Origin of the sequence: Streptomyces sp. NPDC001604, assembly GCF_042893475.1 — a bacterium.
Lineage (GTDB): Bacteria > Actinomycetota > Actinomycetes > Streptomycetales > Streptomycetaceae > Streptomyces.
Genome location: NZ_JBIAUY010000004.1, coordinates 48,499 through 73,908 on the forward strand (window position 1 = coordinate 48,499; position 25,410 = coordinate 73,908).

25 protein-coding genes are annotated in these 25,410 nt (G+C 70.6%); 8 read left to right on the plus strand and 17 right to left on the minus strand.

Going from position 1 to position 25,410, the window contains the following annotated elements; genetic code table 11:
- Nucleotides 1–83: 83 nt before the first annotated feature.
- The 4 genes from ACFY1E_RS13275 (at nt 84) to ACFY1E_RS13290 (ending at nt 3,538) form a co-directional block, all read left to right on the plus strand.
- Nucleotides 84–737, plus strand: a complete 654-nt coding sequence (locus ACFY1E_RS13275; protein ID WP_389075004.1) for a YitT family protein — start codon at nt 84–86, stop codon at nt 735–737.
- Nucleotides 734–1,501, plus strand: coding sequence for a glycerophosphodiester phosphodiesterase (locus ACFY1E_RS13280; RefSeq protein ID WP_389075006.1), 768 nt, complete (start codon nt 734–736; stop codon nt 1,499–1,501). The genes ACFY1E_RS13275 and ACFY1E_RS13280 overlap by 4 nt, the downstream gene beginning before the upstream one ends.
- Before the next feature lie 60 nt (nt 1,502–1,561).
- On the plus strand, nt 1,562–2,896 hold the full coding sequence (locus ACFY1E_RS13285; protein ID WP_389075009.1) for an MFS transporter: 1,335 nt from the start codon (nt 1,562–1,564) through the stop codon (nt 2,894–2,896).
- A 267-nt stretch (nt 2,897–3,163) separates the two neighbouring features.
- Entirely contained in the window at nt 3,164–3,538 is a 375-nt protein-coding gene (locus tag ACFY1E_RS13290) for an RNA polymerase-binding protein RbpA (protein ID WP_003977404.1), read from the plus strand.
- A 99-nt stretch (nt 3,539–3,637) separates the two neighbouring features.
- On the opposite strand, the gene fxsA is transcribed toward ACFY1E_RS13290, so the two are convergent.
- From fxsA to ACFY1E_RS13310, 4 genes are all read right to left on the minus strand, one after another.
- The gene (gene fxsA, locus ACFY1E_RS13295) at nt 3,638–4,195 is read right to left on the minus strand and encodes an FxsA family membrane protein (RefSeq protein WP_389075011.1); all 558 of its coding nucleotides are present in this window, start codon (nt 4,193–4,195) and stop codon (nt 3,638–3,640) included.
- 96 nt (nt 4,196–4,291) lie between these two features.
- Nucleotides 4,292–5,086, minus strand: a complete 795-nt coding sequence (locus ACFY1E_RS13300; protein WP_389075014.1) for a polyprenol monophosphomannose synthase — start codon at nt 5,084–5,086, stop codon at nt 4,292–4,294.
- A 537-nt stretch (nt 5,087–5,623) separates the two neighbouring features.
- Nucleotides 5,624–7,234: an amidohydrolase gene (locus ACFY1E_RS13305; RefSeq protein ID WP_389075016.1), complete on the minus strand. Its 1,611-nt coding sequence runs from the start codon at nt 7,232–7,234 to the stop codon at nt 5,624–5,626.
- A 78-nt stretch (nt 7,235–7,312) separates the two neighbouring features.
- Nucleotides 7,313–7,753 carry an Lrp/AsnC family transcriptional regulator gene (locus ACFY1E_RS13310; protein WP_030946711.1) on the minus strand — a complete coding sequence of 147 codons (441 nt, stop codon included), beginning with the start codon at nt 7,751–7,753 and terminating at the stop codon, nt 7,313–7,315.
- A gap of 267 nt (nt 7,754–8,020) precedes the next feature.
- Here ACFY1E_RS13310 and ACFY1E_RS13315 point away from each other — a divergent pair, with 267 nt between their 5' ends.
- Entirely contained in the window at nt 8,021–8,455 is a 435-nt protein-coding gene (locus tag ACFY1E_RS13315) for a hypothetical protein (RefSeq protein WP_389075019.1), read from the plus strand.
- A 10-nt stretch (nt 8,456–8,465) separates the two neighbouring features.
- Here the strand turns inward: ACFY1E_RS13315 and ACFY1E_RS13320 are convergent, their stop codons facing one another.
- Together ACFY1E_RS13320 and ACFY1E_RS13325 are read right to left on the minus strand one after the other, a co-directional pair.
- A complete protein-coding gene (locus ACFY1E_RS13320; protein WP_389075021.1) occupies nt 8,466–9,563 on the minus strand; it encodes a phosphotransferase family protein in 1,098 nt (365 codons plus the stop codon).
- A gap of 12 nt (nt 9,564–9,575) precedes the next feature.
- Entirely contained in the window at nt 9,576–10,676 is a 1,101-nt protein-coding gene (locus ACFY1E_RS13325; protein WP_389075023.1) for a hypothetical protein, read from the minus strand.
- A 140-nt stretch (nt 10,677–10,816) separates the two neighbouring features.
- Here ACFY1E_RS13325 and ACFY1E_RS13330 point away from each other — a divergent pair, with 140 nt between their 5' ends.
- Nucleotides 10,817–11,065, plus strand: coding sequence for a hypothetical protein (locus ACFY1E_RS13330; RefSeq protein WP_389075025.1), 249 nt, complete (start codon nt 10,817–10,819; stop codon nt 11,063–11,065).
- On the opposite strand, the gene ACFY1E_RS13335 is transcribed toward ACFY1E_RS13330, so the two are convergent.
- The 5 genes from ACFY1E_RS13335 to ACFY1E_RS13355 form a co-directional block, all read right to left on the minus strand.
- On the minus strand, nt 11,028–12,200 hold the full coding sequence (locus ACFY1E_RS13335; protein WP_389075028.1) for an acyl-CoA dehydrogenase family protein: 1,173 nt from the start codon (nt 12,198–12,200) through the stop codon (nt 11,028–11,030). The genes ACFY1E_RS13330 and ACFY1E_RS13335 overlap by 38 nt on opposite strands.
- 302 nt (nt 12,201–12,502) lie before the next feature.
- Nucleotides 12,503–13,162, minus strand: a complete 660-nt coding sequence (locus ACFY1E_RS13340) for a TetR/AcrR family transcriptional regulator (protein WP_389075030.1) — start codon at nt 13,160–13,162, stop codon at nt 12,503–12,505.
- Nucleotides 13,163–13,328: 166 nt separating this feature from the next.
- A complete protein-coding gene (locus ACFY1E_RS13345) occupies nt 13,329–14,702 on the minus strand; it encodes a peptidase C39 family protein (RefSeq protein ID WP_389075033.1) in 1,374 nt (457 codons plus the stop codon).
- 204 nt (nt 14,703–14,906) lie between these two features.
- Nucleotides 14,907–16,361 carry an amino acid permease gene (locus ACFY1E_RS13350; protein ID WP_389076004.1) on the minus strand — a complete coding sequence of 485 codons (1,455 nt, stop codon included), beginning with the start codon at nt 16,359–16,361 and terminating at the stop codon, nt 14,907–14,909.
- Nucleotides 16,362–16,430: 69 nt separating this feature from the next.
- Nucleotides 16,431–17,381 (minus strand): hypothetical protein, encoded by a 951-nt coding sequence (locus ACFY1E_RS13355; protein WP_389075035.1) that lies wholly within the window; start codon nt 17,379–17,381, stop codon nt 16,431–16,433.
- A 251-nt stretch (nt 17,382–17,632) separates the two neighbouring features.
- Between ACFY1E_RS13355 and ACFY1E_RS13360 the strand changes: the two genes are divergently transcribed.
- Nucleotides 17,633–18,253, plus strand: coding sequence for a uridine kinase (locus ACFY1E_RS13360; RefSeq protein ID WP_389076007.1), 621 nt, complete (start codon nt 17,633–17,635; stop codon nt 18,251–18,253).
- Between the two features lie 427 nt (nt 18,254–18,680).
- A complete protein-coding gene (locus ACFY1E_RS13365) occupies nt 18,681–20,546 on the plus strand; it encodes an AAA family ATPase (RefSeq protein WP_389075037.1) in 1,866 nt (621 codons plus the stop codon).
- Between the two features lie 104 nt (nt 20,547–20,650).
- On the opposite strand, the gene ACFY1E_RS13370 is transcribed toward ACFY1E_RS13365, so the two are convergent.
- The 6 genes from ACFY1E_RS13370 to ribH all read right to left on the minus strand — a co-directional run bounded on the left by ACFY1E_RS13370 (nt 20,651) and on the right by ribH (nt 25,409).
- Entirely contained in the window at nt 20,651–21,736 is a 1,086-nt protein-coding gene (locus ACFY1E_RS13370; protein WP_389075040.1) for a hemolysin family protein, read from the minus strand.
- On the minus strand, nt 21,733–23,058 hold the full coding sequence (locus ACFY1E_RS13375) for a hemolysin family protein (protein WP_389075042.1): 1,326 nt from the start codon (nt 23,056–23,058) through the stop codon (nt 21,733–21,735). The genes ACFY1E_RS13370 and ACFY1E_RS13375 overlap by 4 nt, the downstream gene beginning before the upstream one ends.
- 177 nt (nt 23,059–23,235) lie before the next feature.
- A complete protein-coding gene (locus ACFY1E_RS13380; protein ID WP_389075045.1) occupies nt 23,236–23,679 on the minus strand; it encodes a PH domain-containing protein in 444 nt (147 codons plus the stop codon).
- 24 nt (nt 23,680–23,703) lie between these two features.
- Nucleotides 23,704–24,552 (minus strand): ATP phosphoribosyltransferase, encoded by an 849-nt coding sequence (gene hisG / locus ACFY1E_RS13385; RefSeq protein ID WP_389075048.1) that lies wholly within the window; start codon nt 24,550–24,552, stop codon nt 23,704–23,706.
- Nucleotides 24,553–24,616: 64 nt separating this feature from the next.
- Nucleotides 24,617–24,889 (minus strand): phosphoribosyl-ATP diphosphatase, encoded by a 273-nt coding sequence (locus tag ACFY1E_RS13390; RefSeq protein WP_266530748.1) that lies wholly within the window; start codon nt 24,887–24,889, stop codon nt 24,617–24,619.
- Nucleotides 24,890–24,923: 34 nt separating this feature from the next.
- Complete coding sequence (ribH, locus tag ACFY1E_RS13395) at nt 24,924–25,409, minus strand: 6,7-dimethyl-8-ribityllumazine synthase (protein WP_030946752.1); 486 nt, start codon at nt 25,407–25,409, stop codon at nt 24,924–24,926.
- Between the last annotated feature and the right edge of the window lies 1 nt (nt 25,410).

A 25,410-nucleotide genomic window follows, 5' to 3' on the forward strand; every position in this document is an offset into this window, starting at 1 on the left:
CCCGGATTGGCCATGGATGAAGCTTCCACCCAAGCCACAGGGTGTCACGAACCAGGCCACTGCGACCACAGGGGGGGCACCTCTTGTCCACGAAGAACCGTCTCGGGCGACGGTTGATCCAGCTGTACATCGGTCTCGCGCTATACGGGGCGAGCTCCGCGCTCCTCGTGGAGGCGGGCCTGGGTCTTGAGCCCTGGAACGTGCTGCACCAGGGCCTGGCCGAGCTCACCGGCCTGACCATCGGTGTCGTGTCGATCGTCGTGGGCGCGGCGGTGCTGCTGCTGTGGATCCCGCTGCGCCAGCGCCCGGGCCTCGGCACGGTCTCCAATGTCTTCGTGGTCGGCCTCGCCATGGACGGCACGCTCGCCCTCGTCCCGAGCGTGCACTCCCTGGCCGTACGGGTCCCTCTCCTGCTGGCCGGCATCCTGCTCAACGGCGTGGCCACCGGCCTCTACATCTCCGCCCGCTTCGGGCCGGGCCCGCGGGACGGGCTGATGACGGGCCTGCACCGGCGTACCGGCCGCTCGATCCGGCTGATGCGGACGGCGATCGAGGTGGCGGTCGTCGTGACGGGCTTCACCCTCGGCGGCACCGTCGGCATCGGCACGGTCCTCTACGCGGTGTCCATCGGCCCGCTCGCCCAGCTCTTCCTGCGGGTGTTCGACGTCCCGTCGGCATCCGGCGGCAGCACGGTCGTTGCCGAAGGGCAACCCCGCAGAGCCATACTTCGACGGTGACCACGCGGATACGCCACCCTTATCTCGACCATCCCGGCCCGATCCCCTTCGCCCACCGGGGCGGGGCCGCGGACGGCCTGGAGAACACCGTGCTGCAGTTCCGGCGGGCGGTGGAGGCGGGCTACCGCTACATCGAGACCGACGTCCACACCACGGCGGACGGCAAGCTGGTCGCCTTCCACGACTCCACGCTGGACCGGGTGACCGACGGCGCCGGGCGCATAGCCGACCTGTCGTGGAAGGACGTGAGCCACGCGCGCGTGGCGGGCAAGGAGCCGGTGCCGCTCTTCGAGGAGTTGCTGGAGACCTTCCCCGAGGTGCGCTGGAACGTCGACCTGAAGGCGGAGTCCTCGCTCCACCCCTTCCTGGACCTGATCGAGCGCACGCGCGCGTGGGACCGGATCTGCGTCGGCTCCTTCTCCGAGGCGCGCGTGGTGCGTGCCCAGCGGCTGGCCGGTCCGCGCCTGGCGACGTCGTACGGCACGCGTGGCGTGCTCAACCTGCGGCTGCGCTCCTGGGGCGTCCCGGCCGCACTGCGTGCCTCCGCTGTCGCCGCGCAGGTGCCCGAGTCGCAGTCCGGCATCCAGGTCGTCGACCACCGCTTCGTCCGCGCCGCCCACGCGCGCGGGCTGCAGGTGCACGTGTGGACCATCAACGAGCCCGATCACATGCACCGGCTCCTGGACCTGGGAGTCGATGGCATCATGACCGATCACATCGACACGTTGCGCAAGGTCATGGAAGAACGCGGCGTCTGGTCCTGAGTACCCGGCCCCCGCCCCCGAGCCTTCGCACGGCACTTCAGCGGGGAAGCGAGGGCACGGGTGAGCACCGACACCGTGCGTACGGACGTCATCGACCGGCAGCGCGAGCAGCGCGGCTGGTACTTCTACGACTGGGCCTGCTCCGTCTACTCGACGAGCGTGCTCACCGTGTTCCTGGGCCCCTATCTGACGGCGGTGGCCAAGTCGGCGGCGGACGCGGACGGGTTCGTGCACCCGCTGGGGATCCCGGTGCGCGCCGGGTCGTTCTTCGCGTACTGCGTCTCCGCGTCCGTGATCGTGTCGATCCTCGTGATGCCGCTGGTGGGGGCGGCAGCCGACCGCACGGGGCGGAAGAAGCCGCTGCTCGCCGCCTGTGCCTATGTGGGCGCGACGGCCACCACGGGCCTGTTCTTCCTGTCCGGTGACCGCTATCTGCTGGGCGGCCTCCTGCTGATCGTCGCCAACTCGTCCGTGGCCGTCTCGATGGTCGTCTACAACTCCTACCTGCCGCAGATCGCACCGCCCGAGGACCGCGACCGGGTCTCCTCGCGCGGCTGGGCCTTCGGCTACGCGGCCGGCTCCTCGATGCTGATCGTGAACCTGGCCCTGTTCACCGGGCACGACTCCTTCGGCGTCTCCGAGTCGACGGCGGTCCGCATCTGCCTGGCCTCCGCGGGCCTGTGGTGGGGCGCCTTCACCCTCGTACCGCTGAAGCGGCTGCGCGACCGCCGTACGACCTCCTCGGCGCCCGCGGTGCACGGCTGGCGGCAGCTGGCGTCCACCGTCCGGGACATGCGCGGCAAACCGCTCACCCTGGGATTCCTGCTCGCCTACCTCATCTACAACGACGGCATCCAGACGGTGATCTCCCAGGCCTCGGTCTACGGCTCCCAGGAGCTGGGCCTGAGCCAGTCCACGCTCATCACGGCCGTGCTGATGGTCCAGGTGCTGGCGGTGGCGGGCGCGCTGGGGATGGGAAGGCTGGCCCGGACGTACGGAGCCAAGCGCACCGTCCTCGGTTCGCTGGTGGCGTGGACGGTGACCTTGGCAGCGGGATACTTCCTGCCGGCCGGGGCGCCGGTGTGGTTCTTCGTGCTGGCGGCCGGGATCGGCCTCGTGCTCGGCGGCAGCCAGGCCCTGTCCCGCTCCCTGTTCTCGCATCTGGTCCCGCCCGGCAAGGAGGCCGAGTACTTCTCGGCGTACGAGATGAGCGACCGGGGCATGAGCTGGCTCGGACCCCTTCTGTTCGGGATCACCTACCAGCTGACCGGAAGTTATCGCGACGCGATCATCTCGCTCGTGGCCTTCTTCGTCATCGGATTTGCCCTGCTCGCAAGGGTTCCGGTGCGGCAGGCGATCCTGGATGCGGGCAATCCGGTCCCCGAAAGGATTTAGCACTCACGGCGAAAGGGCTGTAGTGTACGCGTTTGGCCTGCCAGGCGTACCGTTACTGCGCGTCAAAGATGCCGAAACGCTGGGTGACATCTGCTAGCAGATGTGACAAACCGGGCGCTGGTGGGTACAACAAGGGGCGGCTACGACGGCGACGCATGACCCGGAACGGGACACGGAACGGGAATCTTTACCGCCGACCGGACGTTGACCGGATGACGACGACAGCGACACCTGTCCTGTGGGCGACAAGCCCGGGAGGCACGATTCATGAGTGAGCGAGCTCTTCGCGGCACGCGCCTCGTGGTGACCAGCTACGAGACGGACCGCGGCATCGACCTGGCCCCGCGCCAGGCCGTGGAGTACGCATGCGAGAAGGGGCACCGGTTCGAGATGCCCTTCTCGGTCGAGGCGGAGATCCCGCCGGAGTGGGAGTGCAAGGTCTGCGGGGCCCAGGCACTCCTCGTTGACGGCGACGGCCCTGAGGAAAAGAAGGCCAAGCCCGCGCGTACGCATTGGGACATGCTGATGGAGCGGCGCACCCGCGAGGAGCTCGAAGAGGTCCTCGAGGAGCGTCTGGCCGTTCTCCGTTCGGGCGCGATGAACATCGCGGTTCACCCGCGGGACAGCCGCAAGTCGGCCTAGTTCCTGCCGGGGTCGGGCGGACCAACTACGCACGCAAGCGACTGCGGGCGTCCACGGGGTTTCACGTGGACGCCCGCAGTCGTGTGTCCTGCCGCGTTCTCAGGGGGTCAGCGGCGGGCGCGGGCCCTGCGGGGCGTCCCCACCCGGCTCGTCCCTGATGACCTCGCCCTGGACGACCTTGCCGTCGGGGCGGTGGATGCGGGCCTGCTGGAAGGCGTCACCGAAGCTGCCGGGTCCGGCCTCGCGCAGCTTGCGGTCGAGGGTGCGCTCGGTGAAGCGGCTCAGGGCCTTCTGGACCGGGGGGATCAGCAGGAGCAGACCCACCGCGTCCGAGATCAGGCCGGGGATCATCAGGAGCAGTCCGCCGAGCATGAGCAGGCCGTTGCCGCCGCCGCGCTGCGGGGTGCCACCGCGCTGCAGCGCCTCATTGAGGTTCTGGAAGGCGCGCCGGCCCGCCTTCTTGATCACCGCAGCTCCGAACACGAAGCCCGCGAGCAGCAGCAGGAACACGGTGAACCCGCTGGAGGCGCCCGCGACCACGGTCAGCAGCCAGATCTCCAGCACCAGCCAGGCCGCGACGCCGAGCGGCAGGAACGTCCGCAGCCTGGAGCGCCGGGGCCGGGCGGGGTACGTGGGGGTCTGAGCACCTGTCGTCATGCATCCAGTGTGCCTGGGCCTGCCTCAGTGCGGCATAAGCGAATGATCACCCGTGCCTGAGAGACCGTACGCGGGCCCTGTGCGGTCGGGCGACGGTCAGGCCTTCTTGCCGCGGCCCGTGACCTTGGCGACACGCTCGCCCACACCCCATGCCGTGACCCGCCACAGGGCCTCGACGAGGATGTCGCGGCTCATCTTGGAGTCGCCCAGTTCGCGCTCGACGAAGGTGATGGGCACCTCGACGACGTGGTAGCCGGCCTTGACCGCACGGCGGGCCAGGTCGACCTGGAAGCAGTAGCCCTGGGAGGCGACCTCGTCGAGGCCGAGGCCCTCGAGGGTCTCGCGGCGGAAGGCGCGGTAGCCGCCGGTGATGTCGCGCAGCGGCAGGGCGAGGGCGAGGCGGGAGTAGAGGCTGCCGCCGCGGGAGATGAACTCGCGGCTCTTGGGCCAGTTCACCACCCGGCCGCCGGGCACCCAGCGGGAGCCGAGGACCAGGTCGGCGCTCTTGAGAGCGGTGAGCAGCCGGGGCAGTTCCTCGGGCTGGTGGGAGCCGTCGGCGTCCATCTCGACCAGGACCCCGTAGCCGTTGTCCAGGCCCCAGCGGAAGCCCGCGAGGTAGGCGGCGCCGAGGCCCTCCTTGCCCTTGCGGTGCAGCACCTGGACGTGGTCGTCTCCGGCGGCCAGTTCATCGGCGAGCTTGCCGGTGCCGTCGGGGCTGTTGTCGTCGGCCACGAGGACGTGAGCCTCGGGGACCGCCTTCCGCACCCGGCCGACGATGGACTTGATGTTCTCCGCCTCGTTGTAGGTCGGAATGATCACCAAGGCCGTGCCGAGCGGGCCGAACTGCCTCCCCTGGGCCTTTGCCGCGAGGGTCCCGTCGCCGTCGTTCACTGCTGCCCCTTCGTGTCCGTACGCAGAGGTCCACCATAGTGGCCACGGCCTGCGATGACGCGACAGGACGTTCGTATAGTGGTGTCGATTCCACAAGAGCGGGGTAAGAGCGCGTTTTCGGGCGGGTTCGCGGAGCTACGGATGGGGGCCCGGCGCCCTTCGGGCCGACCTGGGGCCCGCTGGCTGCGGGTCGACCGAAAGCCGTTGTCTACTGAGCCCGGGCCCCACCCGGGTCACACCTCCCAGACCGGCCGGAACTCTCCTCCCGTCGCGGCGCGGGCGCTGAGCCTGGCTCCCAGTGGCGGTGCCCCGGTGCGGCACACCGTCCCTGACCCAGCGGCGCTGCGACGAGTGCGCGGAAGTTCCCCGGTCGGGCGTCCGGTGGTGGACTCGGCCGAACCTACCGGCCCCCTGCCATCGGCTGTCAACAGCCGTTTGACCTGCGTATTTTGCATCAATGCCCTGGTCAGGGCGGAGGATACGCAGGTCGTGCGACGCCGCCGGGGGCGTCGATCGGCGCCGCGCCACCCCGGGAGATCACTCGCCCGGCCGTACGAACACCGTCCGCCCGCCGACCACGGTGCGCAGACAGACCGGCAGGTCGCGGCCGGGGCTCAGGTCGGGCAGGCCGGGGGTGCCGGAGCGGGGGTCGGTGGACCAGCGGGCGACCCGGTCGTCGGGGGCCTGGACCACGAGTTCGTCCGTGCGCCACACGGCGTAGTCCGCGGGTGCGCCGGGCACCAGGACGCCCGCGTCGTCCCGCCCGATCGCCCGCCAGCCGCCGCGGGTATGGGCGGTGAAGGCGGCCCGCACCGAGACACGGTGCTCGGGCGTGCGGTGGAAGGCGGCGGCACGCACGGTGCCCCACGGGTCGAGCGGCGTGACCGGGCTGTCGGAGCCGAACGCCAGCGGGACACCCGCCCTGAGCAGGGCCGCGAACGGGTTCAGGGTGCGGGCCCGGTCGGCGCCCAGGCGCTGGGCGTACATGCCGTCCTCGCCGCCCCACAGCGCGTCGAAGGCGGGCTGCACGGAGGCGGTCAGACCCAGCTCGGCGAAGGCCGCGATCGTCTCGGGGGTGAGCATCTCGGCGTGCTCGACGCGGTGCCGGGCGGCGCGGACGCGGGCCAGGCCGACCTTCTCGGCGGCGGCGCGCACACCGTCCACGACCGTGGTCACGGCCGCGTCACCGATCGCGTGGAAGCCCGCCTGCAGGCCCGCCTCGGTGCAGGCCACGACGTGGGCGGCGACCGCGGCGGCATCCAGGTAGGCGGTGCCCGTGTGGTCGGCGTCGGTGTACGGCGTGTGCAGACAGGCGGTGTGCGAGCCGAGGGCGCCGTCGACGAAGAGGTCACCCGCGGCGCCCACCGCGCCCAGCTCGCGCGCCTTCTCCACCCCTTCTTCGGCCTGTTCCGCCCAGTAGCCGATCACTCGCGGTCCCGGCTCCTCGGCCGCGAGCCGGAGCAGTCCGGTGAAGTCGTCCTCGGAGGAGATCTCCGGTCCCGCACACTCGTGGACCGAGCCGACACCGAGGGAGGCGGCATGCGCGAGCGCGGTGCGCTGAGCCTCGGTGCGCTGGGCCGGCGTCACGGCTGCGAACGCGGCGGCACGTACGGCGTGGTGGGCGCCGGCGGTCAGCGGCCCGTCCGCTGCGGCGACACCGTGGGCCAGGTCGAGCAGCGCCGTGGTGACGACCGCCGAGTGGACGTCGATGCGGGAGAGATAGAGGGGACGGCCGCCGGTGGCCTCGTCGAGTTCCGCGCGCGTCGGGGGCCGGCCGCCGGGCCAGCGGGCGGCGTCCCAGCCGTGCCCTAGCAGCACCTTGTCCTGCGGGCGGGCCGCCGCGAAGTCCCGTACCAGGGCGAGGGCGGACTCCAGGGAGGGTGCGTCGGACAGGTCGAGGCCGGTGAGCGCGAGGCCGGTGGAGGTGGTGTGCACATGGGCGTCGGTGAAGGCCGGGGTGACGAGGGCGCCGTCCAGGTCGACCACCTCGTCGACACCGTCCGCGAAGGCGTCCGCGGCGCCCTCGGAACCGACCCAGGCGACCTGCCCGCGTTCCACGACCATCGCGGTCGCGAAGGGGTCGGCGGGGCTGTGGACCTCTCCGCGGCGGAGCAGGACGGTCTTCGGCTCGGGGCTGCGCTCACTCATGGGGAACAGTCTCGCGCGTCACCGGGGCCGCCCGGTACGCAGGTCGCCCTCGTCCCGGCCGTTCCGCCCCCGGTCCGGTCAGATCCGCGGCGGCCGGGCCTCGTACGGCGTGGAGAGGACCACCGTCGTACGCGTCGAGACGCCCGCCAGCGTGCGCAGCCGCGCCAGCAGCTCCTCCAGCTCGTGCGGTGTGGCCACGCGCACCTTGAGGATGTAGTTCTCGTCGCCCGCGACGCTGTGGCAGGCCTCGATCTCGGGGACCCCGGCCAGGCGGTCCGAGATGTCGTCGGGGGCGCTGGGGTCGAAGGGTTTGACCGAGATGAACGCGGTCATGGGCAGCCCGACGGCCTCGGGGTCGACCACCGCGGCATAGCCGCGGATGACGCCACGCTGTTCGAGCCGCCGCACCCGCTGGTGCACGGCCGACGTGGACAGGCCCGTGGCCTTGCCCAGGTCTGTGTAGCTCATCCGCCCGTCCTTGACGAGCAGCTGCACGATCTGACGGTCCAGCTCCTCCATGACGCAAGAACCTACAGTGCGCTTGATCTCCTCGGATACCTGAGCAGTCCAGGTCATACCCGCTTTGTGATGTGCCCGAGAGCTGCCTGTGAGCCGTCCGGGGGACAAAACGTCCGCCGCGGGCACCTGCGGGCGGCATGTGACGAAGGACACAGCCGCCGAGACGTCTCCGTGATGCTCCCGTGATTACCGCCGAGACGGGGCGGGAAGTGCTTGCTGTGGTCGAGGCCGCAGTGCCCGAACGGCCCAGCCCGAGGGGGAGAACCCATGCAGAGTCTTAAGCGCCCTGGTCGTACCGCACCCAAGCGGCTCCAGGCCGTCGTCGAGCCCGAGCCGGAGGGCGTCGAACCCGACGCCTTCGAGGACGAACTCGACGCGTACGACACCTTCGAGATGTACCGGGTGATCTGCCCGGACTGCGCGCAGCCCATCGCCCTGCTGGCGGACGAGCAGGTCCTGCCGGAGCATGCGCTGTGCGCCTCGCCGTGGAACCCGTTCGGCCTCACGGTCTGCGCCGGCACCGGCCGCCGGGCGGCCGAGGCCCGCTCCACGGACGAGTCGGCCGAGCCCCAGGAGCAGGACACCGCCCTCCTGTTGACGCTCCCTCAGGGACTCGACTGGCGGACGCAGCCGTTCTCGCACGTCGGCGGCCCGGGCTCGCGCCCGATGCGGGTGCCGGCGATGCGCCGTCAGGCCGCCTGAACCGCCTCGCTCAATTCCAGTAGCTGTCCTGCACCATGGCCCGCAGGCTGCCGTGGTGCAGGATCAGTGTGTCCGGATCCGCCGGAACGGCTGCCTCCCCGAAGTGCACCTGCCGGTAGGCGACCCGCAGCATGACGATCGCGTGCCGCAGCGCGGCGTACAGCGTGTGGAAGTCCATGTCGCGCGGTGTGTGGCCGGTGAGTTCGGCGTAGCGGGTCTCGATGCGGTCGCGGCGCAGGAAGTCCGGCAGACCGCGCTGCCCGAAGGCGACCGTGAGGTCCTGGAAGAAGCGGTGCAGGTAGACGGTCCAGCCGAGGTCGACCTCGCGCGGGGCCAGGGCTGCCATCTCCCAGTCGAGGACGGCGGCGGGCTCGAAGCCGTCGTAGACGACGTTCCCGATGCGTGCGTCGCCCCAGTTGAGCACCGGTGTGCCCGGATCGCCCGGCCAGAGCTCCTCCAGCCGGTCGAACGCGGCCTCGATGAGCGGCGAGCGGGCGCGTCCGTCGACGACCCAGGCGTAGTAGGCGCGTTGGGCGGTGACATGGCGGCGCAGGGCGTCGCCCTCGCCGGGGAGTGCGAGGAACTCGGCGGCCTTCGGCGGTACTTGGTCGTGCAGTCGGGCCAGCAGCCCGATGGATGCCGCCTCCAGGTGCTCGCGCTCGGCGTCGCTCGCCGCATGCAGCCAGTTGCCCTCGTAGGTGTAGGGCATGACGTCGGGCGGCACGCGTCCCTCGACGCGCTCCATCACGAAGAAGGGCGCCCCGAGCGGTCCGGGATCCTCCTCCAGCCACAGCACCTTCGGCACGGGCAGGTCAGAGTGCTCCGCCACGACGCGCATCGTGCGGTACTGGCGCGGCATGTCGTACACCGGGAAGACGGTGTACGCCGCCGGGTCCGCCGCGAGCCTCAACGCGCAGCGGTGCACGGGCGGTTCGGGGTGCTCGATGTCGAAGAGCAGGGTCTCGCTGGACATGCCGTTGGACTCGGGAACGGTGACGCCGACCGCCTTGGCGCCCGGCAGCCGGGTGGAGAGCCAGGCGGTGAGGCGGCGGGTGAGCTCCTCCGGGTCGCGGGTGGTGGTGCGGGGGCGGGGCGCAGTGGGTGCCATGTCTCATACCGCCTACGGTGCGACCGAAGTGAAGTCCGTGAACCCGCTCGGATCGTGCCGCCCGAACGAGCCGTGCTCGAAGATGCCGTGGCCCGTCCGGCCGTCCAGCCGGAAGCGGGCGGCATGGTCGGTGACCCCGTAGGCGGCCAGGGCGTGCGGCTGCGTCAGGTCGTAGGTACGGCGGTCCGTCCAGCCGCGGCCGCGCCAGGTGCCGTGCTGCCAGTCGTCGGCGGGCGGATAGCCGGCGCCGATCGCCAGCGGCGAGGAGGTGAGGATCTCGACCTCCAGTTCCTGGGGTTTGCGCAGGTCGCCGAGGTGGATCAGGGCGCGGTCCGGGTGGCGGGTGCCGGAGCGGTAGGTGATCTCCGGCTGGGGCCAGCCGAGTTGGCGGTCGCGGTGGCCGGGGCGCACCAGGGTGGCGTCGTTCAGGGAGCGGTAGCCGTCGGCGTCCTCCTGGACGACGACCATGAGGAAGCGGTCCTCGAAGCGCACCGGGCACCACAGCCAGTGGAAGCCCTCGGTCGGGTGCTCCTCCGCGAGGCGGCCGCCTTCCTCCCCCGGTACGGGCCGCACGCCCCAGCTGCGGTCGCGGGTGCCGGTCCATCCGCCGGCGGTGACCCGGAACTCCTCACCAGCGGCACGGATCACGCCCTCCACACCGCCCGCCTGGACGAAACGGCGCCCTTCTAGGGTGAGCCGCTCGCCGCGGCGCTGGAGGTGGTGGGGTTCCCACAGGGCGGGGAAGCCGGCGGTCCAGGTGAGGTCGTACGACAACAGGTCGTCGTCACCCACCAGCCGCAGCCGCCGCAGCGGCTCCTCGACCTCGATCCTGAGCGGGCCGACGGCGAGCCGCATACGGTCCTCGCCCAGGGCGTCCGAGGCGCGCACGGCGTGCAGGGCGTCCCCGGTCCGCAGGGTCGCGTACGCGTCGATCACGCCGAGGTTGGGGTAGACCCCGAGACCCACGATGAGCAGGGCGCGCCCCTCGTGGTCGAGGACGTGGAAGATACAGCGGTCGTAGGCGTTCCGGTCCCCGGTCGCCACATGCTTCATGGACAGCGGGACCTGGTGCACGGGGTACTCGTCGAGTGGTACGGGGCGGTCGTCGGCCACGCCAAACCCTCCCTGGAGACGGCTGGGCTGACGGTACGTCAGACAGCTGGCGGAGGCCAGAGAGGGAGCCGGACGTCCGGGAACTCACGCTCGATTCCGCGGATGGGTGACCTGTCCTCCTACCTCCGCGTTGCCCTGGTATGACCCCCACCTATTCCGTGATCGGGCGTCAGCGCCGCGTGTTCGTTCCGCCGCCCTCAGGGACGGTTGCGTCGGTGCCGCCGCACCTGCAGGATCCGCCGATCTACCGCGAACTGATGCGGGCCTGGGCCGACCGGGGCCGCACCCTGCCGGGCCGCCACGACCCGGAGTGGATCAGGCTGGCGGCCCCGCAGGTCACCCGAGGCCAGTTCAGCGCGTTTCAGGACCCGCAAGGTGACGGGCGATGACCATGCGCTGGATCTGGTTGGTGCCCTCGACGATCTGCAGCACCTTGGCCTCGCGCATATAGCGCTCCACCGGGAAGTCCGCGGTGTAGCCGTACCCGCCGAGGACCTGGACGGCGTCCGTGGTCACCTTCATCGCGGTGTCCGTGCAGTGCAGTTTGGCCATGGCCGCCTGCTTGGCGAACGGCCGCCCCGCGTCACGCAGCCGCGCCGCCGCCAGATACAGGGCCCGGCCTGCCTCGATCTGGGTCGCCATGTCGGCGAGCATGAAGCGCAGCCCCTGGAAGTCGGCGATGGGCCGCCCGAACTGCTGCCGCCCCGTGGCGTACGCGACCGCCTCGTCCAGCGCCGCCTGGGCGAGGCCGATCGCACAGGCGGCGATGCCGAGCCGGCCGGAGTCGAGCGCGGACAGGGCGATCGCGAAGCCCTGGCCCTCCTCGCCGATGCGCCGCTCGTCCGGGACACGGACCCCGTCGAGGTGCACCTGGGCGGTGGGTGAGCCCTTCATCCCCATCTTCTTCTCGGGCATCGCGCCGCTCAGGCCCTCGGCGTCGCCCGGGACCAGGAAGGCGGTGATGCCGCGCGGCCCCTCCTCCCCCGTGCGGGCCATGACCGTGTAGAAGTCGGCGATCCCGCCGTGGGTGATCCAGGCCTTCGTGCCGGCGATCACCCAGTCCTCGCCGTCGCGCACCGCCTTGGTACGAAGAGAGGCTGCATCGGATCCGGACGACGGCTCGGACAGGCAGTAGGCGCCCAGCAGGCCGCCGCCCAGCATCGCGGGCAGGTGCTCGACCTGCTGCTCCTTGGTGCCGTAGGCGGCGAGCGCGTAGGAGGCGAGCGTGTGCACGCTGACGCCGAGGCCGACGGTGAGGCGGGCCGCGGCGAGTTCCTCGAGGACCTGGAGATAGACCTCGTAGGGCTGGTCCCCGCCGCCGTACTCGGAGTCGTACGGCAGGCCGAGCAGTCCCGACTCCGACAGCAGCGTGAAGACCTCGCGCGGGAAGCGTCCGGCGTCCTCCTCCTCGGCCGCCTTCGGGGCGATCTCGCGCTGGGCGATGTCGCGGACGAGCGAGATCAGATCCCGGGCCTCGTCCGTGGGCAGTTGACGGTCCACCGGCTGCGGGGCGCGGTCGGGCATGGCGACGCTCTCCTCCCTGTTCGGGCACATCGGCCGGCGTGCGCCTTGGGTGGGGGCGGCTCCGCCGGGTCTTCCTGGGCCGGCCGATGCTCCGCTCTCCCGGGTCTCGGAAGCTGCTGACCAGCGGCTGTGCGCTGTGAGTATGCCCGATCGCAGGCATCCCGTCACCAGTTAACGACCGCTTACTTCAAGAATATCCCGGCCACCGACTGCATGCGATGTCCAGCGGAACGTGACGGGACGCGCCCTGGGAAAGGTGACGCAAAAAACCAGCCGGGCGTACGGGAGCCTTCGCCCCTCGCTCAGGTGTCGCGGCGGGCCGGGGCCGGAGTGGGGTAGGCCGGGTCCAGTTCCTCGATGGCGCGCAGGGCGCCGCCGAGCTGCTTGACCAGGAGTTCGCGCATCTGTTCGCGGGACAGCTGCGGGCGGTCGATCCAGTCGAGGGTGGCGCCCTCCACGCCGCACACCCAGGCGAACAGGCCCATACGGGCCAGCGGGGCGATGTCCGTGCGGCCGTACGCCCCCTCGGCGACGGTCGCCACTATCGCCTCACGCACTCCGTCCCGGATGGCGTGCACCTCGGCATCGAAGCCGACGCCGCCGCTGACGATCGCGCGGAAGGCGGCCTGGTTGTGCTCGGCGTAGCGCAGATAGCCCTCCATCGTGCGATGGACCCGGTCCAGCTGCTCCAGTTCGACCTCGCTCGCCGCGAAGGTGACCAGGTCGGCGACGGAATCGTTGATGATCGCCAGGTAGTAGCCCCGCTTGGACTGGAAGTAGTAGTAGATCAGCCCCTTGGCGACACGCGCCTGGCGTGCGATGTCGTCCATCGAGAGCGCGTCGTACGACCTGTCGGCGAACAACTTCCGCCCGATGGCGATGAGTTCGGCTCGGCGCGCCAGGGAGCGCTCGGTGCCGCGCGCCCGGGGCCGGGTGGCGTCTCTCTGTTCGCTGATCTTCAATTTCGACCCTGGTCTCGGGCAGGCTGCGGGACATCCGCAGTATGTCAGAACAACCACGTCCACTCGTTCGAGTCCACTCGACGTGCGGCCGCAGGGGGCTGCCCCAGAGGCGGAGACGTCGTACACGGGCGAGGGGCCCGGTTTCCCCGGGCCCCTCGCCTGTCGTTCAGCGCACGCCGACCGTCGCGAGCGCCTTGCGCTGGCGGGGTGTGGGCCGGGCCGGGAAGTACAGGTAGCAGACGCCGCCGGTGCCGGAGACGACCTTGCCGGAGGCGTTGTACCGCTTGGTCCTGAGCCAGATGTTCTCCCACTCGCGCCGCTTGTAGACACGGCGCACGGCCTCGTCGCTCGGCGAGAAGGGATCGTTGGCGATCACATCGCCGTCGGCGGTGAAGCCGATGACGGTCATCAGGTGGCCCGAGGTGCCGTAACCCGCCCCCGTCAGCTCCTCCTTGAGGAACGACTGGGACGTTATGGCCGGGATGCCGGCCGCGATCAGCGTCTCCAGGTCGGTGAGCGAGCGGAGCCGGGTGACGACGCCCTGCAGGTCCTTGTACGTGGCCGCGTAGGCGGCGTTGAAGGGCCAGTTGCCGCAGCCCTGGTACTGGTAGTCGTAGGTGAAGCGGGCCGCATGGTCGACCTGCGGGTCGGCGTAGCTCGGGTCCACCCAGGCCAGTTGCTCGCGGGTGAGCCGGCCTCCCCAGTACTCAATGATCATCTGCGAGGAGGTGGGGCTGCACCAGGCCTCGCCGCCGTTGTCGTACTCGGGGTACTGACCCTTGTGGATCTCCTGCGAGTAGCGCGGGACGATCAGTTCCCTTGCGAGGCCGGGCGTGGAGGCCGGGACGGTGAAGCGGTCGGGGATGTCCGAGCCCATCGCGCCGAGCCGCCACACGGTGGGGGTGAGCTTGGTGCCGGGCTTGCGGTACAGGGTGAGGCGGAGGCGGTACGAGACCAGGCGCAGGCCGGTCGAGGCGTCGTCGATGGCGAAGGTGTCCGTCCAGATGGCGCTCTTGCCGTCCTTCTGGTCGTCCACCGAGGTCCGCTTGATGTCCTGGTCACCGGCCGCCCAGCGGCCCATCACGTACCAGGGGGTCTCGGTGCCGTCGGAGTACGTGCCGTGCAGCTCGACCTGGAGCCAGGTGCCGGCGGGGGTGTGCACGTTCCAGGAGGCGATCACCTCGGTGGCGGGGACGCGGAGCCGGTGCACGGGGGACGTCCAGGTCGCGTACTCCCAGGTGGCAGCCTTGCCGGTGTGCGGGTCAGTGTAGTCGGTGGTGCCGGCCGGGGCGGCGATCACCACGCCGGGGCGGGCGCCCGCCACCGCACGGGTGCCCTGCTCGGTGCCGGCGTGCCAGTCCCGGTACGAGGTCCAGGAGTGGTAGCCGACCGTGGGGGTCCCCTCGGAGTGGGGAAGGGTCGGGGCGACGGCGGACTCCTCGGCGTGGGCCACGTCGGCGGTGACGGCGGGGCCCGCCACCGCGGCGGCCACCGCGGCGGCGAGGACGGTTCTGCGGGACGGCTGTTCGGCTCTGCTCATGGGTGGAACGACCCCCAGGTGTCCGAGTCGGGCAGGTCCACATGCGCGGTTGCGCTGCATGGTTGTGCGCCAACTATGGCCGCGGGCGGCACCTCCTGCCAGCACTTCGGCCCATGCCACGCCCACCAATATTGGCCTGGACCACTGGCATGACCTGCTGGGCCGTCCGGCCCGGCGCACGCGGGCGCGCGCCGGGCGCGGCGCTCAGATCAGGTCCATCGCAGCCACCTCGTCGGGGCGGCCGTAGCTGACCGGACCCTGGAAGCGGCGGCGGGCGGTGGCGAACCACCAGACGGTGGCGACGGCCAGGACCACGACGAGGGCGATCGGCGCGTAGTTGAAGGAGTCGACGGTGATCGGCGAGGCCTGCGGGAGCATGAACAGGAGGCTGCTGAGCAGGATCCAGGCCACCGCGATCACGCCGACGGGCTTGCTCCAGCGGCCCAGGTGCCACGGGCCCCGCTGGAACTCGTCGCCGAGGCTCAGCCGGAGCAGGATCGGCACGGCGTAGGCGAGGAAGAGCCCGACGACGTTGACGCTGACGATGGCGGTGAACGCCGTGTGCGACCACCAGCCGGGCAGGACGAGGGCCAGCGAGCAGGCGACCGCGAGCCAGACGGCCTTCACGGGGGTACGGGTGCGCGGCGAGACCGAGTGCCACAGCCGGGAGCCGGGCATCGCGCCGTCGCGGGAGAAGGCGAAGATCTGCCGGGTGTTGCTGGTGAGGTTGGCGAGGCCACAGAAGAGCATCGCGCCGATCACGATCAGCAGGAGCACCTTGGCGGTGGTCAGGCCGAGACCGTCGATGAGAATCTGGACGGGCGGAGCGGATGCGCTCGCCACATGGTCGTAGTCGTGAATGCTGTAGACCAGTGCAAGCATCAGGATCAGACCGGTGATCGCCGAGTAGCCGATCGCACGAGTGATGCCCTTCGGGGCGTTGACCGTGGCCCGCACCGTTTCCTCGGACATGTGGAAGCTGCCGTCGAAGCCGGTGAAGGTCCAGCTGGTGACGAGCAGGCCGAGCATCCCGCCGTAAAGCCCGTTCGTGAAACCGGTGTTGTTCGCGAAATGCGTGACGAACGACGCGGACCGGTGCTGGTCGGGTCCGACGATCAGAGCGCCCACGATCACCACGAGACCGATCAGCAGCCACCACACGGAGATCCGGTTGAGGAGCGCGACCAGTTGGACGGTGTAGGTGTTGGCCAGCCCCTGCAGCACGATGAGCAGTGCCGTGATCAGCACTGTCTGGTGGGTGGTCGGCAGGTAGGAGGGCCACTGCAGGGCGACGAAGGCCTGGATGAAGGTGGCGGCCGCGTAGCCGGTGGCGGCGGTGCCGCCGATCTGGCCCACGAAGTTCAGCCAGCCGGTGTACCAGGACCAGGCTCCCTTGTGCCGTCTGGCGAGTTTACCGGCGGAGAAATACAGGGCGCCGCTCGTCGGATAGGCGGAGGCGACTTCCGCCATGGCGAGACCGACGAAGAGCACCATGACGGAGACGCCGATCCAGCCGAAGACGAGAATACGGGGGCCTCCGGCGTTCAGCCCGAATCCGAAGCTGGAGAAGATTCCCGAAATGATGTTGATGATGGTGAACGAGATGGCGAAATTGTCGAACGCCTGAAAGCGACGGGTGAGTTTTCTCGGGTAACCCATCTCATGGAGTACGGCGTCGTCGTCCGATATCCGTTCCGGCACTGGTCGGCCCTTCTCTCGGTGGGGGGTCTACGGGGGGACGGGGAGGCCGCAGGCGCGGCGGGCGCGGGACAGCTGGTCGGCCGGCTCCCCGAAGGCGGACCAGGGCATACGGGAGGCGTACGGCCCCATCGCCGCGAAGACCGCGCGAGCTTCGAACTCGCGCTTGCCCATGACCAGCGCGTGCGCCAGGTAGGCCAGGTCGAGCACCGGCGTGAAGCGGTAACCGGGCATCGTGGGCAGCCAGTTCTGGTAGATCGCGAGGGCCGTGGAGCGCCACTGCGGCTGCTCCCAGACGCGGTCGGCGAGCAACTGGGTCGGGTTGTAGCTCTCGACCAGGGCGACGAGGGGCAGCAGGCGCAGCGGGGAGTCGGCGGGTGCGCGCTGGCCGAGGAAGGCGGCGACGTCCCAGGCGGCGTTCACGGAGCCGCCGTGGCGGGTGAAGAAGCAGGCCAGGAAGCGGTGGTGGGCCTCGCGGTGCCAGGGGTCGAGGGACAGGACGTGCGCGAACAGCCGCCAGGGGCCGGGCGGCGCGGTGAGCAGCCCGCGCGGGGCGGGATCGGCCAGCCGGTGCAGCCGGGCCATGGCCAGCCGGGCCGCCCAGGGCGTGGGATCGGCCGGGTTCATCGCCGCCGCCCGGTCGCAGGCGGTCAGCGCGATCCGCTCCAGCGCCTCGGCCCGGTCGTCCCTCGCGTCGGCCGCGCGCACCGCCCGCAGCACCGCCACCCGCGCCCACAGCAGCGCCGACTCGGGGGTCGGCTCCTCGGCCAGCCAGCGCTCGGCGAGGTCGGAGTCGGCCGCCTCGGAGGCGAGGACCAGGGAGCGGTGGGCGCGCAGACCGAAGTCGCCACGTGTTTCGGCGAGGGCTTCATGGGCGCTCCGGTATCGGCCGGCACGTACGTCGACGCATACGCTCGCGAGCAAGCGGTCGTCGGCGGCCGGATGCCACACATACTGCCCCTCGAATAACCCAGCGGCCATCTGCTCCTGTCTCCCCGTACGACGACTCGCAGTTGTGCACTCAGCACCTTACTCAGCAAGAGCGCAACCGGAACGCGCTTTTCGAGATGGTGGTCCGAGGTTTCGGAACGGGATTAACACTGGCTCCCAGCCAGCCAACAACTGGTTCAATGCGACACTATTTTCCCGACCCACCCATTCGCCCCGGTTTAACCCACCACTAGAATGTTCCTGTCGAATATGCCCGATCTCCAGCCGACCAAGGAACAGCCATTCACGCCCTCGCCTCCCGGCTCCGCCGTCTGGCACCGTCCTGCGGCCCGGTCCGCCTGGTCGCTGTCGACGGACATGCCGGCTCCGGAAAGTCCACCCTCGCCGGGCGGTTGGCCCGGGCCCTGGACGGAGCGCCCGTGCTCCACCTCGACGACATCGCCAGCCACGACGAGCTGTTCGAGTGGACCGGGCGGCTGCTGGCGCAGGTGATCGAACCGCTGAGCCGCGGCGAGAGCGCCCGCTACGCCCCCTACGACTGGCACACCCGCCGTTTCGGACCGCCCCGCACACTGCCGCCGGCCCCGCTGATCCTCGTCGAGGGCGTCGGAGCCGGCCGCCGCGCACTGCGCCCGCACCTCGCGGCACTGCTGTGGATGGAGTTGCCGCACGAGGAGTCCTGGACGCGCGGACGGCAGCGGGACGGGGAGGAGCAGCGGGAGTTCTGGGCCGACTGGGTCAGGGCGGAGCGACGACACTTCGCCGAGGATCCCTCGAGGCCGTTCGCCGACCTCCTGATACGGCAGTCGGAGAAGGGGTACGAGGTGCTTCCGGGACCGGTGAAGACTATTGGACCGGACCAGACGCTCACGCACGGTGACGGGTCATCGGCAGTGTGCTGAACTTGTGAAGACGCCCGCCGGAGAACTTCCCGGAGTGCCTCAACTCCGCTTGACCGGGGGGCCGTACAGGACTTACGTTCTCAATGTGCGGCCATTCGAAGCCGCCCACCTTCGCGAAGCCCCCGGTTGTTCCCCCGTGATCGGGGGCTTCGTTCTGCCCGTACCTCGTTTTCCGGACGCTCCGCGGCATATTTCGCTCACGCACCGTTACCGTCCGAAGTGCGCCCCGTCTGCTCCCACCTCGCCAAACGGCCCGTGCGGCACCCTTCGGCGGGCGACACCCCCGCAGGTACGATGCCCTCGGTGCGACCTGATGGACGGCTGCGCGCACCGCAACTCCGGTCCGCGGCACGGCGGTTCGATCAAGGCGGCCGGCGGACATCGGTCCGGCGGTCAACCGACGGGGGCACGGTTTGTGGGGGACGTGATGGATTTCGGCACGCAGGGCCCCGAGGCCCCGGCCGACCTCGCCTGGCTGCGAGGTGTGGACGCCTACACGATGGGCGCCTATCCGCAGGCGGAGGAGGAGTTCCGGGCCGCGGTGCGGATGGATCCCGGGATGGCCGACGGCTGGCTCGGACTGCATGCGCTGCGCATCGACACGACGACGGCGCTGTTACGGATGTTCCGGCACCGCGACCGCTTCGGCGAACAGCGCGCCCGGCACCGCCGCTCCCTCAACTCCTGGTACTGGCTGGGCTGGTGGGTGCAGCCCGTACTGGAGAGCCCGCGCGACCTGCTGCTGGCGCACGCCTCGCACTGGCTGGACGGCCGCCATGTGCCGGAGCTGGACCGGGCGCTCGCGGGCCTGCCGCCCGTGGACACCGACCCGCAGGTCCGCTTTCTGCACGCCTGCCGCGCCTATCTCGTCAAGGACTGGGACCAGCTCGTCCGCCACACCGACCCGCTGATCGACGACGCCCTGCTCGGTATCGAGGCAGGCCTGTTCGGCGGCATGGCCCGGGTCCGCCTGGAGATGTACGGACAGGCCGAGCCACTCCTCTCGTCAGCCCTGATGCGCTGCCGCAGCGAGCAGCCCCAGCGCAAGGAGCTGCGCTACTGGCTGGCGCGCGCCCACGAGGGCACGGGCCGCTCGGCCGCCGCCCTCCCCCTCTACCGGGCCGTGCACCGCGTCGACCCCGCCTTCATGGACACCTCGGCCCGGCTCGCGGCGATCGCCGAGGGCGACGGGTACGACGAGGCCACCGACCTCGCCGCGATCACGCTCTCCGGCGGCCAGGACACCCTGGAGGGCCCGGACACCCTGGACCCGCTCTTCGGCACCGAGGGCCGGGACCTGAGGCTCTCCGAGTCCGACCTCCCGCCGGTGGGCCCGCTGCCGTCCTCGATCGGCCCGACGGTGCGCGAGAAGACGGTCGGCCCGCCGGGGTCCCCGCTGCCCGCCGGGCCCACCGACCCCGCACTGCTCGAGGAGGCACTCGCCGAGCTGGAGCGCATGGTCGGCCTGGAGCCGGTCAAGCGACAGGTCAAGGCGCTGTCCGCCCAGTTGAACATGGCGCGGCTGCGCGCCGGTCAGGGCCTGCCGGTCCAGCCGCCTAAACGGCACTTCGTCTTCTCCGGCCCCTCCGGCACCGGCAAGACCACGGTCGCCCGCATCCTCGGCCGCGTCTTCTACGCCCTCGGGCTGCTCGGCGGCGATCACCTCGTGGAGGCGCAGCGGGCCGACCTGGTCGGTGAGTACCTGGGCCAGACGGCCGTGAAGGCCAACGAGCTGATCGACTCGGCGATCGGCGGTGTGCTGTTCGTCGACGAGGCCTACTCGCTGTCCAACTCCGGGTACGGCAAGGGCGACGCATACGGCGACGAGGCGCTGCAGGTGCTGCTGAAGCGGGCCGAGGACAACCGCGACCACCTGGTGGTCATCCTGGCCGGCTACCCGGAGGGCATGGACCGCCTGCTGGCCGCCAACCCCGGTCTGTCGTCCCGCTTCACCACCCGCGTCGACTTTCCCTCGTACCGGCCGCTCGAACTCACCTCGATCGGTGAGGTGCTGGCTGCCGAGAACGGTGACGTGTGGGACGAGGAGGCGTTGGACGAGCTGCGGTCCGTTGCTGGGCATGTGGTGGATCAGGGGTGGATCGACGAGCTGGGGAACGGGCGGTTTCTGCGGACGCTGTACGAGAAGAGCTGCGCGTACCGGGATCTGCGGTTGTCGACGTACCCGGGGGTGTTGTCGCGGGACGACTTGTCGACATTGCGGTTGCCGGATCTGATGCAGGCGTATGGAGAGGTGCTGTCGGGGCGGGGGCCGCAGGATCCGTCGGGGTTGTGAGCTGCTCCCACTGGCTCGGTCGGTTCTCAGCCCGTGCGGCTAAAGGATCACTGTGATTGATCGCGCAGTTCCCCGCGCCCCTTTCGGGGCGCGGGGACCCGGCGCTAACCAGCCAGGGCCTGTTCCGGCTCGCCGCTTGCCCTTGGCTCTGTGACCCGCACCTCCGGCACGTCCCGGTGGGCCGGGTCCGTGACCTCGCCGACCAGGAGTTCCAGTACGTCCTCCAGGGCCACCAGGCCAAGGACCTTGCCGGAGGCGTCGGCGACCTGGGCCAGGTGGGTGGCGGCTCGGCGCATCACCGTCAGGGCGTCGTCCAGGGGGAGTTCGGAGCGCAGTGTCGTCATCGGCCGCCACAGCTGCTGCGGCACCGCCCGGTCCGAGTCCTCCAGGTCGAGTACGTCCTTCACATGCAGATAGCCCATGAAGGCGCCGTTCTCCGCGGCTATGGGGAAGCGGGAGTACCCGGTGCGCGCGGTGAGTTCGACGATGCGGCCCGGGGTGACCGACGGGGGCACCGTCACCAGGGACTCGCGTCGCAGGAGCACGTCCGTCACCGGGCGGGAGCCCAGTTCCAGGGCGTCCTCGAGGCGTTCCTGCTCCTCGGGGTCGAGCAGGCCCGCCTGGCCGGAGTCCTCCACCAGGCGGTTGAGCTGCTCGCTGGTGAAGACGGCCTCGACCTCGTCCTTCGGCTCGACCCGGAAGAGCCGCAGGATCCCCTGGGCGACGGCGCCGAGGGCGACGGTGATCGGCTTGCAGACGCGGGCGAAGGCGACCAGGCCCGGGGCGAGCCACAGTGCGGCCTTCTCCGGGGCCGCCATCGCCAGGTTCTTCGGGACCATCTCGCCGATCACGAGGTGGAAGAAGACCACGGCGGCGAGCGCGATGACGTAACCCAGCGGGTGGATCATCCCGGCCGGGAGGTGGATCCACTCGAAGACCGGCTCCAGCAGATGGGCGACGGTCGGTTCGGCGACCGCGCCCAGGGTCAGCGAGCAGACGGTGATGCCGAACTGGGCCGCGGCCATCATCTGCGGCAGCCGCTCCAGGCCGTAGAGGACCTGGCGGGCGCGGGCCGTGCCGAGCGGTTCGATCTGGCTGCGGCGTACGGACACGAGGGCGAACTCGGCGCCGACGAAGAAGCCGTTGGCGAGCACGAGCAGGCCGGCGAACAGGAGTTGGAGCACGCTCATCGGGCGACCTCCACGACCATGCCGGTCCGCACCAGCCGGACCCGCTCGGCGCGGTAGTGGCCGACGCGGCGCACGGTCAGCCGCCAGCCGGGCAGTTCGGCCTTGTCGCCGACGGCCGGGATGCGGCCGAGGCGATCGGCCACCAGTCCGGCGACGGTCTCGTACGGCCCCTCGGGCACGTCGAGTCCTATGCGCTGCAGGATGTCGACGCGACAGCTGCCGTCGGCGTCCCAGGCGGGCCTGCCGTCCTCCGCCGGGGCGGCGGCGAGCTCGGGCACGTCCTGCCCGTCGTGCTCGTCGCGGACCTCGCCGACGATCTCCTCGACGATGTCCTCCAGCGTCACGACGCCCGCCGTGCCGCCGTACTCGTCGACGACGACGGCGATGGGCTGCTCGCTGCGCAGCTGGGCGAGGAGCGGCTGAACCGGCAGGGTCTCGGGGACGAGCAGCGCCGGACGGGCGATGCGGCCCACGGGGGTGCGCAGGCGCTCGTGCGCCGGGACCGCCAGGGCGTCCTTCAGATGGACCATGCCGACGATTTCGTCGATCCGCTCCTTGTAGACGGGAAAGCGGGACAGGCCGGTGGCGCGGGTCAGGTTCACCACGTCCTCGACGGTCGCCGTCGACTGCAGCGCACTCACCTTCACCCGCGGGGTCATGACGTGCTGCGCGGTCAGCTCGGCGAGCGACAGGGTCCGTACGAAGAGGTCGGCCGTGTCCTGTTCCAGGGCGCCGGCCTGTGCGGAGTGCCGGGCCAGGGACACCAGTTCGCCGGGGGTGCGGGCGGAGGCCAGCTCCTCGGCGGGCTCGACGCCCAGGGCGCGGACGAGGCGGTTGGCCACCGCGTTCAGGGCGGCGATGACCGGGCGGAACAGGCGGGCGAAGGTGTGCTGGGGGCCGGCGACGAAGCGCGCGACCTGCATCGGCTTGGACACCGCCCAGTTCTTGGGCACCAGCTCGCCGATCACCATCTGCACGGCGGAGGCCAGCAGCATGCCGACGACCACGGCGACACCGGAGACGGCGCCTTCGGGGATGCCGATCGCGGTGAACGGGCCGTGCAGCAGCTCGGCGAGTGCGGGCTCGGCGAGCATGCCGACGACGAGGGAGGTGATGGTGATGCCGAGCTGGGTGCCGGAGAGCTGGAAGGACAGCTCCCTGAGCGACTCGGCGACCCTTCGGGCCCGTTTGTCGCCTTCGGCGGCCGCCTTCTCGGCGTCCGTCGACTCGACCGTGACCAGCCCGAATTCGGCGGCCACGAAGAAGCCGTTGGCCAGGATCAGCAGGAGGGCCGCTCCGAGGAGCAGCAGGGGGGTGGTCATGATGCCGCCGCCTCGGTATGTCGTGAGGTGGCGGCGCAGGTACTACAGGACGATCCGTCCATCGCTGGAGGGAGTCACTCCTCGGGTAGCAGGGGGCCACTGAAGTCCGTCGGGAACTTCAGCGGCGGAGGCGCAACGAAAACGCCTCCGCCAACAGATTAATCAAGACAGGGGCCGTTACGGCAGATCCCTGGTCGAGCGGGCCTCGGCGAGTGCCCGCAGGGTGCGCGCATCGGCGATGGCGCGCTCCTTGGCGATGCCCGGCTGGATGCCGAGCGCGGGCAGACTCGTACCGTCGCTGAGGTTGAGGAAGACCCAGGGGTCGCCCGGACGCAGGTTCACACGGAGGATCTCGGCCCACTCCAGGTGCCGCCTGCTGGCGATGTTGACGACCGTGACGCCTGTCTCATCCGCGACGACCTTCACCCGGGCGAGCAGCGCGAGCACGCCGAAGAGGATCGCTCCGGTGAAGACGAAGCTGAGTTTCTCGCCGGGGCTGAGCTGCTCCAGGAGCAGCGCAACGGTCGTGATCACCGCGAAGATCACCGCACCGGAGGTCAGCAGGACGGCCCGGGTGCGGCCCGGCCGGAACGTGACGGGGAGAGCGGGCAGGTCGGACATCTCTGTGTGCCTCTTCTTGTGCTCTCAGAGACGGCAGGCGTGGATGGCCGTGGTCAGGATGGCCCGGGCACCGATCGCGTACAGGTCGTCCATGATCCGCTGGGCGTCCTTGGCGGGCACCATGGCGCGGACGGCGACCCAGCCCTCGTTGTGCAGCGGCGAGACGGTCGGTCCCTCCAGGCCGGGGGTGATGGCGACCGCCTCTTCCAGGTGCTCGGCGCGGCAGTCGTAGTCCATCATCACGTACGTCCGGGCCACCAGGACGCCCTGCAGCCGGCGCAGGAACTGCTGGACCTTGGGCTCCTCGCCGTTCTCGCCGGTGCGGCGGATGACGACGGCCTCGGACTTCATGATCGGCTCGCCGATCACCTCCAGGCCGGCGTTGCGCAGGCTGGTGCCGGTCTCGACGACGTCCGCGATGACCTCGGCGACGCCCAGCTCGATGGCGGTCTCGACGGCGCCGTCGAGGTGCACGACGGAGGCGTCGACGCCGTTGTCGGCGAGGTGCTTGGCGACGATGCCCTCGTAGGAGGTGGCGACCGTCATGCCGTTCAGGTCCTCGACGCCCTTGGCCGTGCCCGGCTTGGTGGCGTAGCGGAAGGTGGAGCGGGCGAAGCCGAGCGGGAGGATCTCCTCGGCGTTGGCGCCGGAGTCGATCAGCAGGTCGCGGCCGGTGATGCCGATGTCGAGGCGGCCGGAGGAGACGTAGATCGCGATGTCGCGCGGGCGGAGGTAGAAGAACTCGACCTCGTTGGACGGGTCGACGATCCTGAGCTCCTTGGACTCCCGGCGCTGCTGGTAGCCGGCCTCATGCAGCATCTCCGCCGCAGGGCCTGACAGGGAACCCTTGTTGGGGACGGCGATGCGCAGCATGAGGTCGGCTTCCTTCGTTCGTGCGTACGGGGGTGTGTGCGGGGTTTCCTGCGGCTGTGACGGCTCAGAGGTGGGCGTAGACGTCGTCCAGGGAGATGCCGCGGGCGACCATCATCACCTGGACGTGGTACAGCAGCTGCGAGATCTCCTCGGCGGCCGCTTCCTTGCCCTCGTACTCGGCGGCCATCCAGACCTCGGCGGCCTCTTCGACGACCTTCTTGCCGATGGCATGGACGCCCTTGCCGACCAGCTCAGCGGTACGGGAAGTGGCGGGGTCGCCGTGGGCGGCCTTCTGCTGGAGCTCGGTGAAGAGCTCCTCGAACGTCTTATTGGACATGGTGACGCTCAGCCTATGCCAAACCCCGTATACGTCAGTGCCACGGTTCAGATACTGAGCGGAGGGTCGCCGCGGTCGCCACCGCCGCGGTCACCGCCTCGTGCCCCTTGTCCTCGTTGGAGCCCTCGATGCCGGCCCGGTCCAGGGCCTGCTCCTCGGTGTCGCAGGTGAGGACGCCGAAGCCGACGGGGACGCCGGTCTCGACGGAGACCTGGGTGAGGCCCTGGGTCACGCCCTGGCACACGTACTCGAAGTGCGGGGTGCCGCCGCGGATGACGACACCGAGGGCGACGATCGCGTCGTAGCCACGGCCCGCGAGCACCTTGGCGACGACCGGGAGCTCCCAGCTGCCGGGGACCCTGAGCAGGGTCGGCTCGTCGATGCCCAGGTCGTGCAGGGCGCGCAGGGCGCCGTCCACCAGGCCGTCCATCACCTTTTCGTGCCACTGCGCCGCGATGACGGCGACCCGCAGGTCACCCACATTGCGTACGGACAGCTCCGGTGCGCCCTTGCCGCTCACG

Excerpts from the sequence above, each read along its gene's own strand:
- ACFY1E_RS13290 (WP_003977404.1), top strand. The coding sequence starts at position 3,164 with ATGAGTGAGCGAGCTCTTCGCGGCACGCGCCTCGTGGTGACCAGCTAC.
- fxsA (WP_389075011.1), bottom strand. The coding sequence starts at position 4,195 with ATGACGACAGGTGCTCAGACCCCCACGTACCCCGCCCGGCCCCGGCGC.
- ACFY1E_RS13305 (WP_389075016.1), bottom strand. The coding sequence starts at position 7,234 with ATGAGTGAGCGCAGCCCCGAGCCGAAGACCGTCCTGCTCCGCCGCGGA.
- ACFY1E_RS13310 (WP_030946711.1), bottom strand. The coding sequence starts at position 7,753 with ATGGAGGAGCTGGACCGTCAGATCGTGCAGCTGCTCGTCAAGGACGGG.
- ACFY1E_RS13315 (WP_389075019.1), top strand. The coding sequence starts at position 8,021 with ATGCAGAGTCTTAAGCGCCCTGGTCGTACCGCACCCAAGCGGCTCCAG.
- ACFY1E_RS13320 (WP_389075021.1), bottom strand. The coding sequence starts at position 9,563 with ATGGCACCCACTGCGCCCCGCCCCCGCACCACCACCCGCGACCCGGAG.
- ACFY1E_RS13330 (WP_389075025.1), top strand. The coding sequence starts at position 10,817 with ATGACCCCCACCTATTCCGTGATCGGGCGTCAGCGCCGCGTGTTCGTT.
- ACFY1E_RS13335 (WP_389075028.1), bottom strand. The coding sequence starts at position 12,200 with ATGCCCGACCGCGCCCCGCAGCCGGTGGACCGTCAACTGCCCACGGAC.
- ACFY1E_RS13345 (WP_389075033.1), bottom strand. The coding sequence starts at position 14,702 with ATGAGCAGAGCCGAACAGCCGTCCCGCAGAACCGTCCTCGCCGCCGCG.
- ACFY1E_RS13350 (WP_389076004.1), bottom strand. The coding sequence starts at position 16,361 with ATGGGTTACCCGAGAAAACTCACCCGTCGCTTTCAGGCGTTCGACAAT.
- ACFY1E_RS13355 (WP_389075035.1), bottom strand. The coding sequence starts at position 17,381 with ATGGCCGCTGGGTTATTCGAGGGGCAGTATGTGTGGCATCCGGCCGCC.
- ACFY1E_RS13365 (WP_389075037.1), top strand. The coding sequence starts at position 18,681 with ATGGATTTCGGCACGCAGGGCCCCGAGGCCCCGGCCGACCTCGCCTGG.
- ACFY1E_RS13370 (WP_389075040.1), bottom strand. The coding sequence starts at position 21,736 with ATGAGCGTGCTCCAACTCCTGTTCGCCGGCCTGCTCGTGCTCGCCAAC.
- ACFY1E_RS13375 (WP_389075042.1), bottom strand. The coding sequence starts at position 23,058 with ATGACCACCCCCCTGCTGCTCCTCGGAGCGGCCCTCCTGCTGATCCTG.
- ACFY1E_RS13380 (WP_389075045.1), bottom strand. The coding sequence starts at position 23,679 with ATGTCCGACCTGCCCGCTCTCCCCGTCACGTTCCGGCCGGGCCGCACC.
- hisG (WP_389075048.1), bottom strand. The coding sequence starts at position 24,552 with ATGCTGCGCATCGCCGTCCCCAACAAGGGTTCCCTGTCAGGCCCTGCG.
- ACFY1E_RS13390 (WP_266530748.1), bottom strand. The coding sequence starts at position 24,889 with ATGTCCAATAAGACGTTCGAGGAGCTCTTCACCGAGCTCCAGCAGAAG.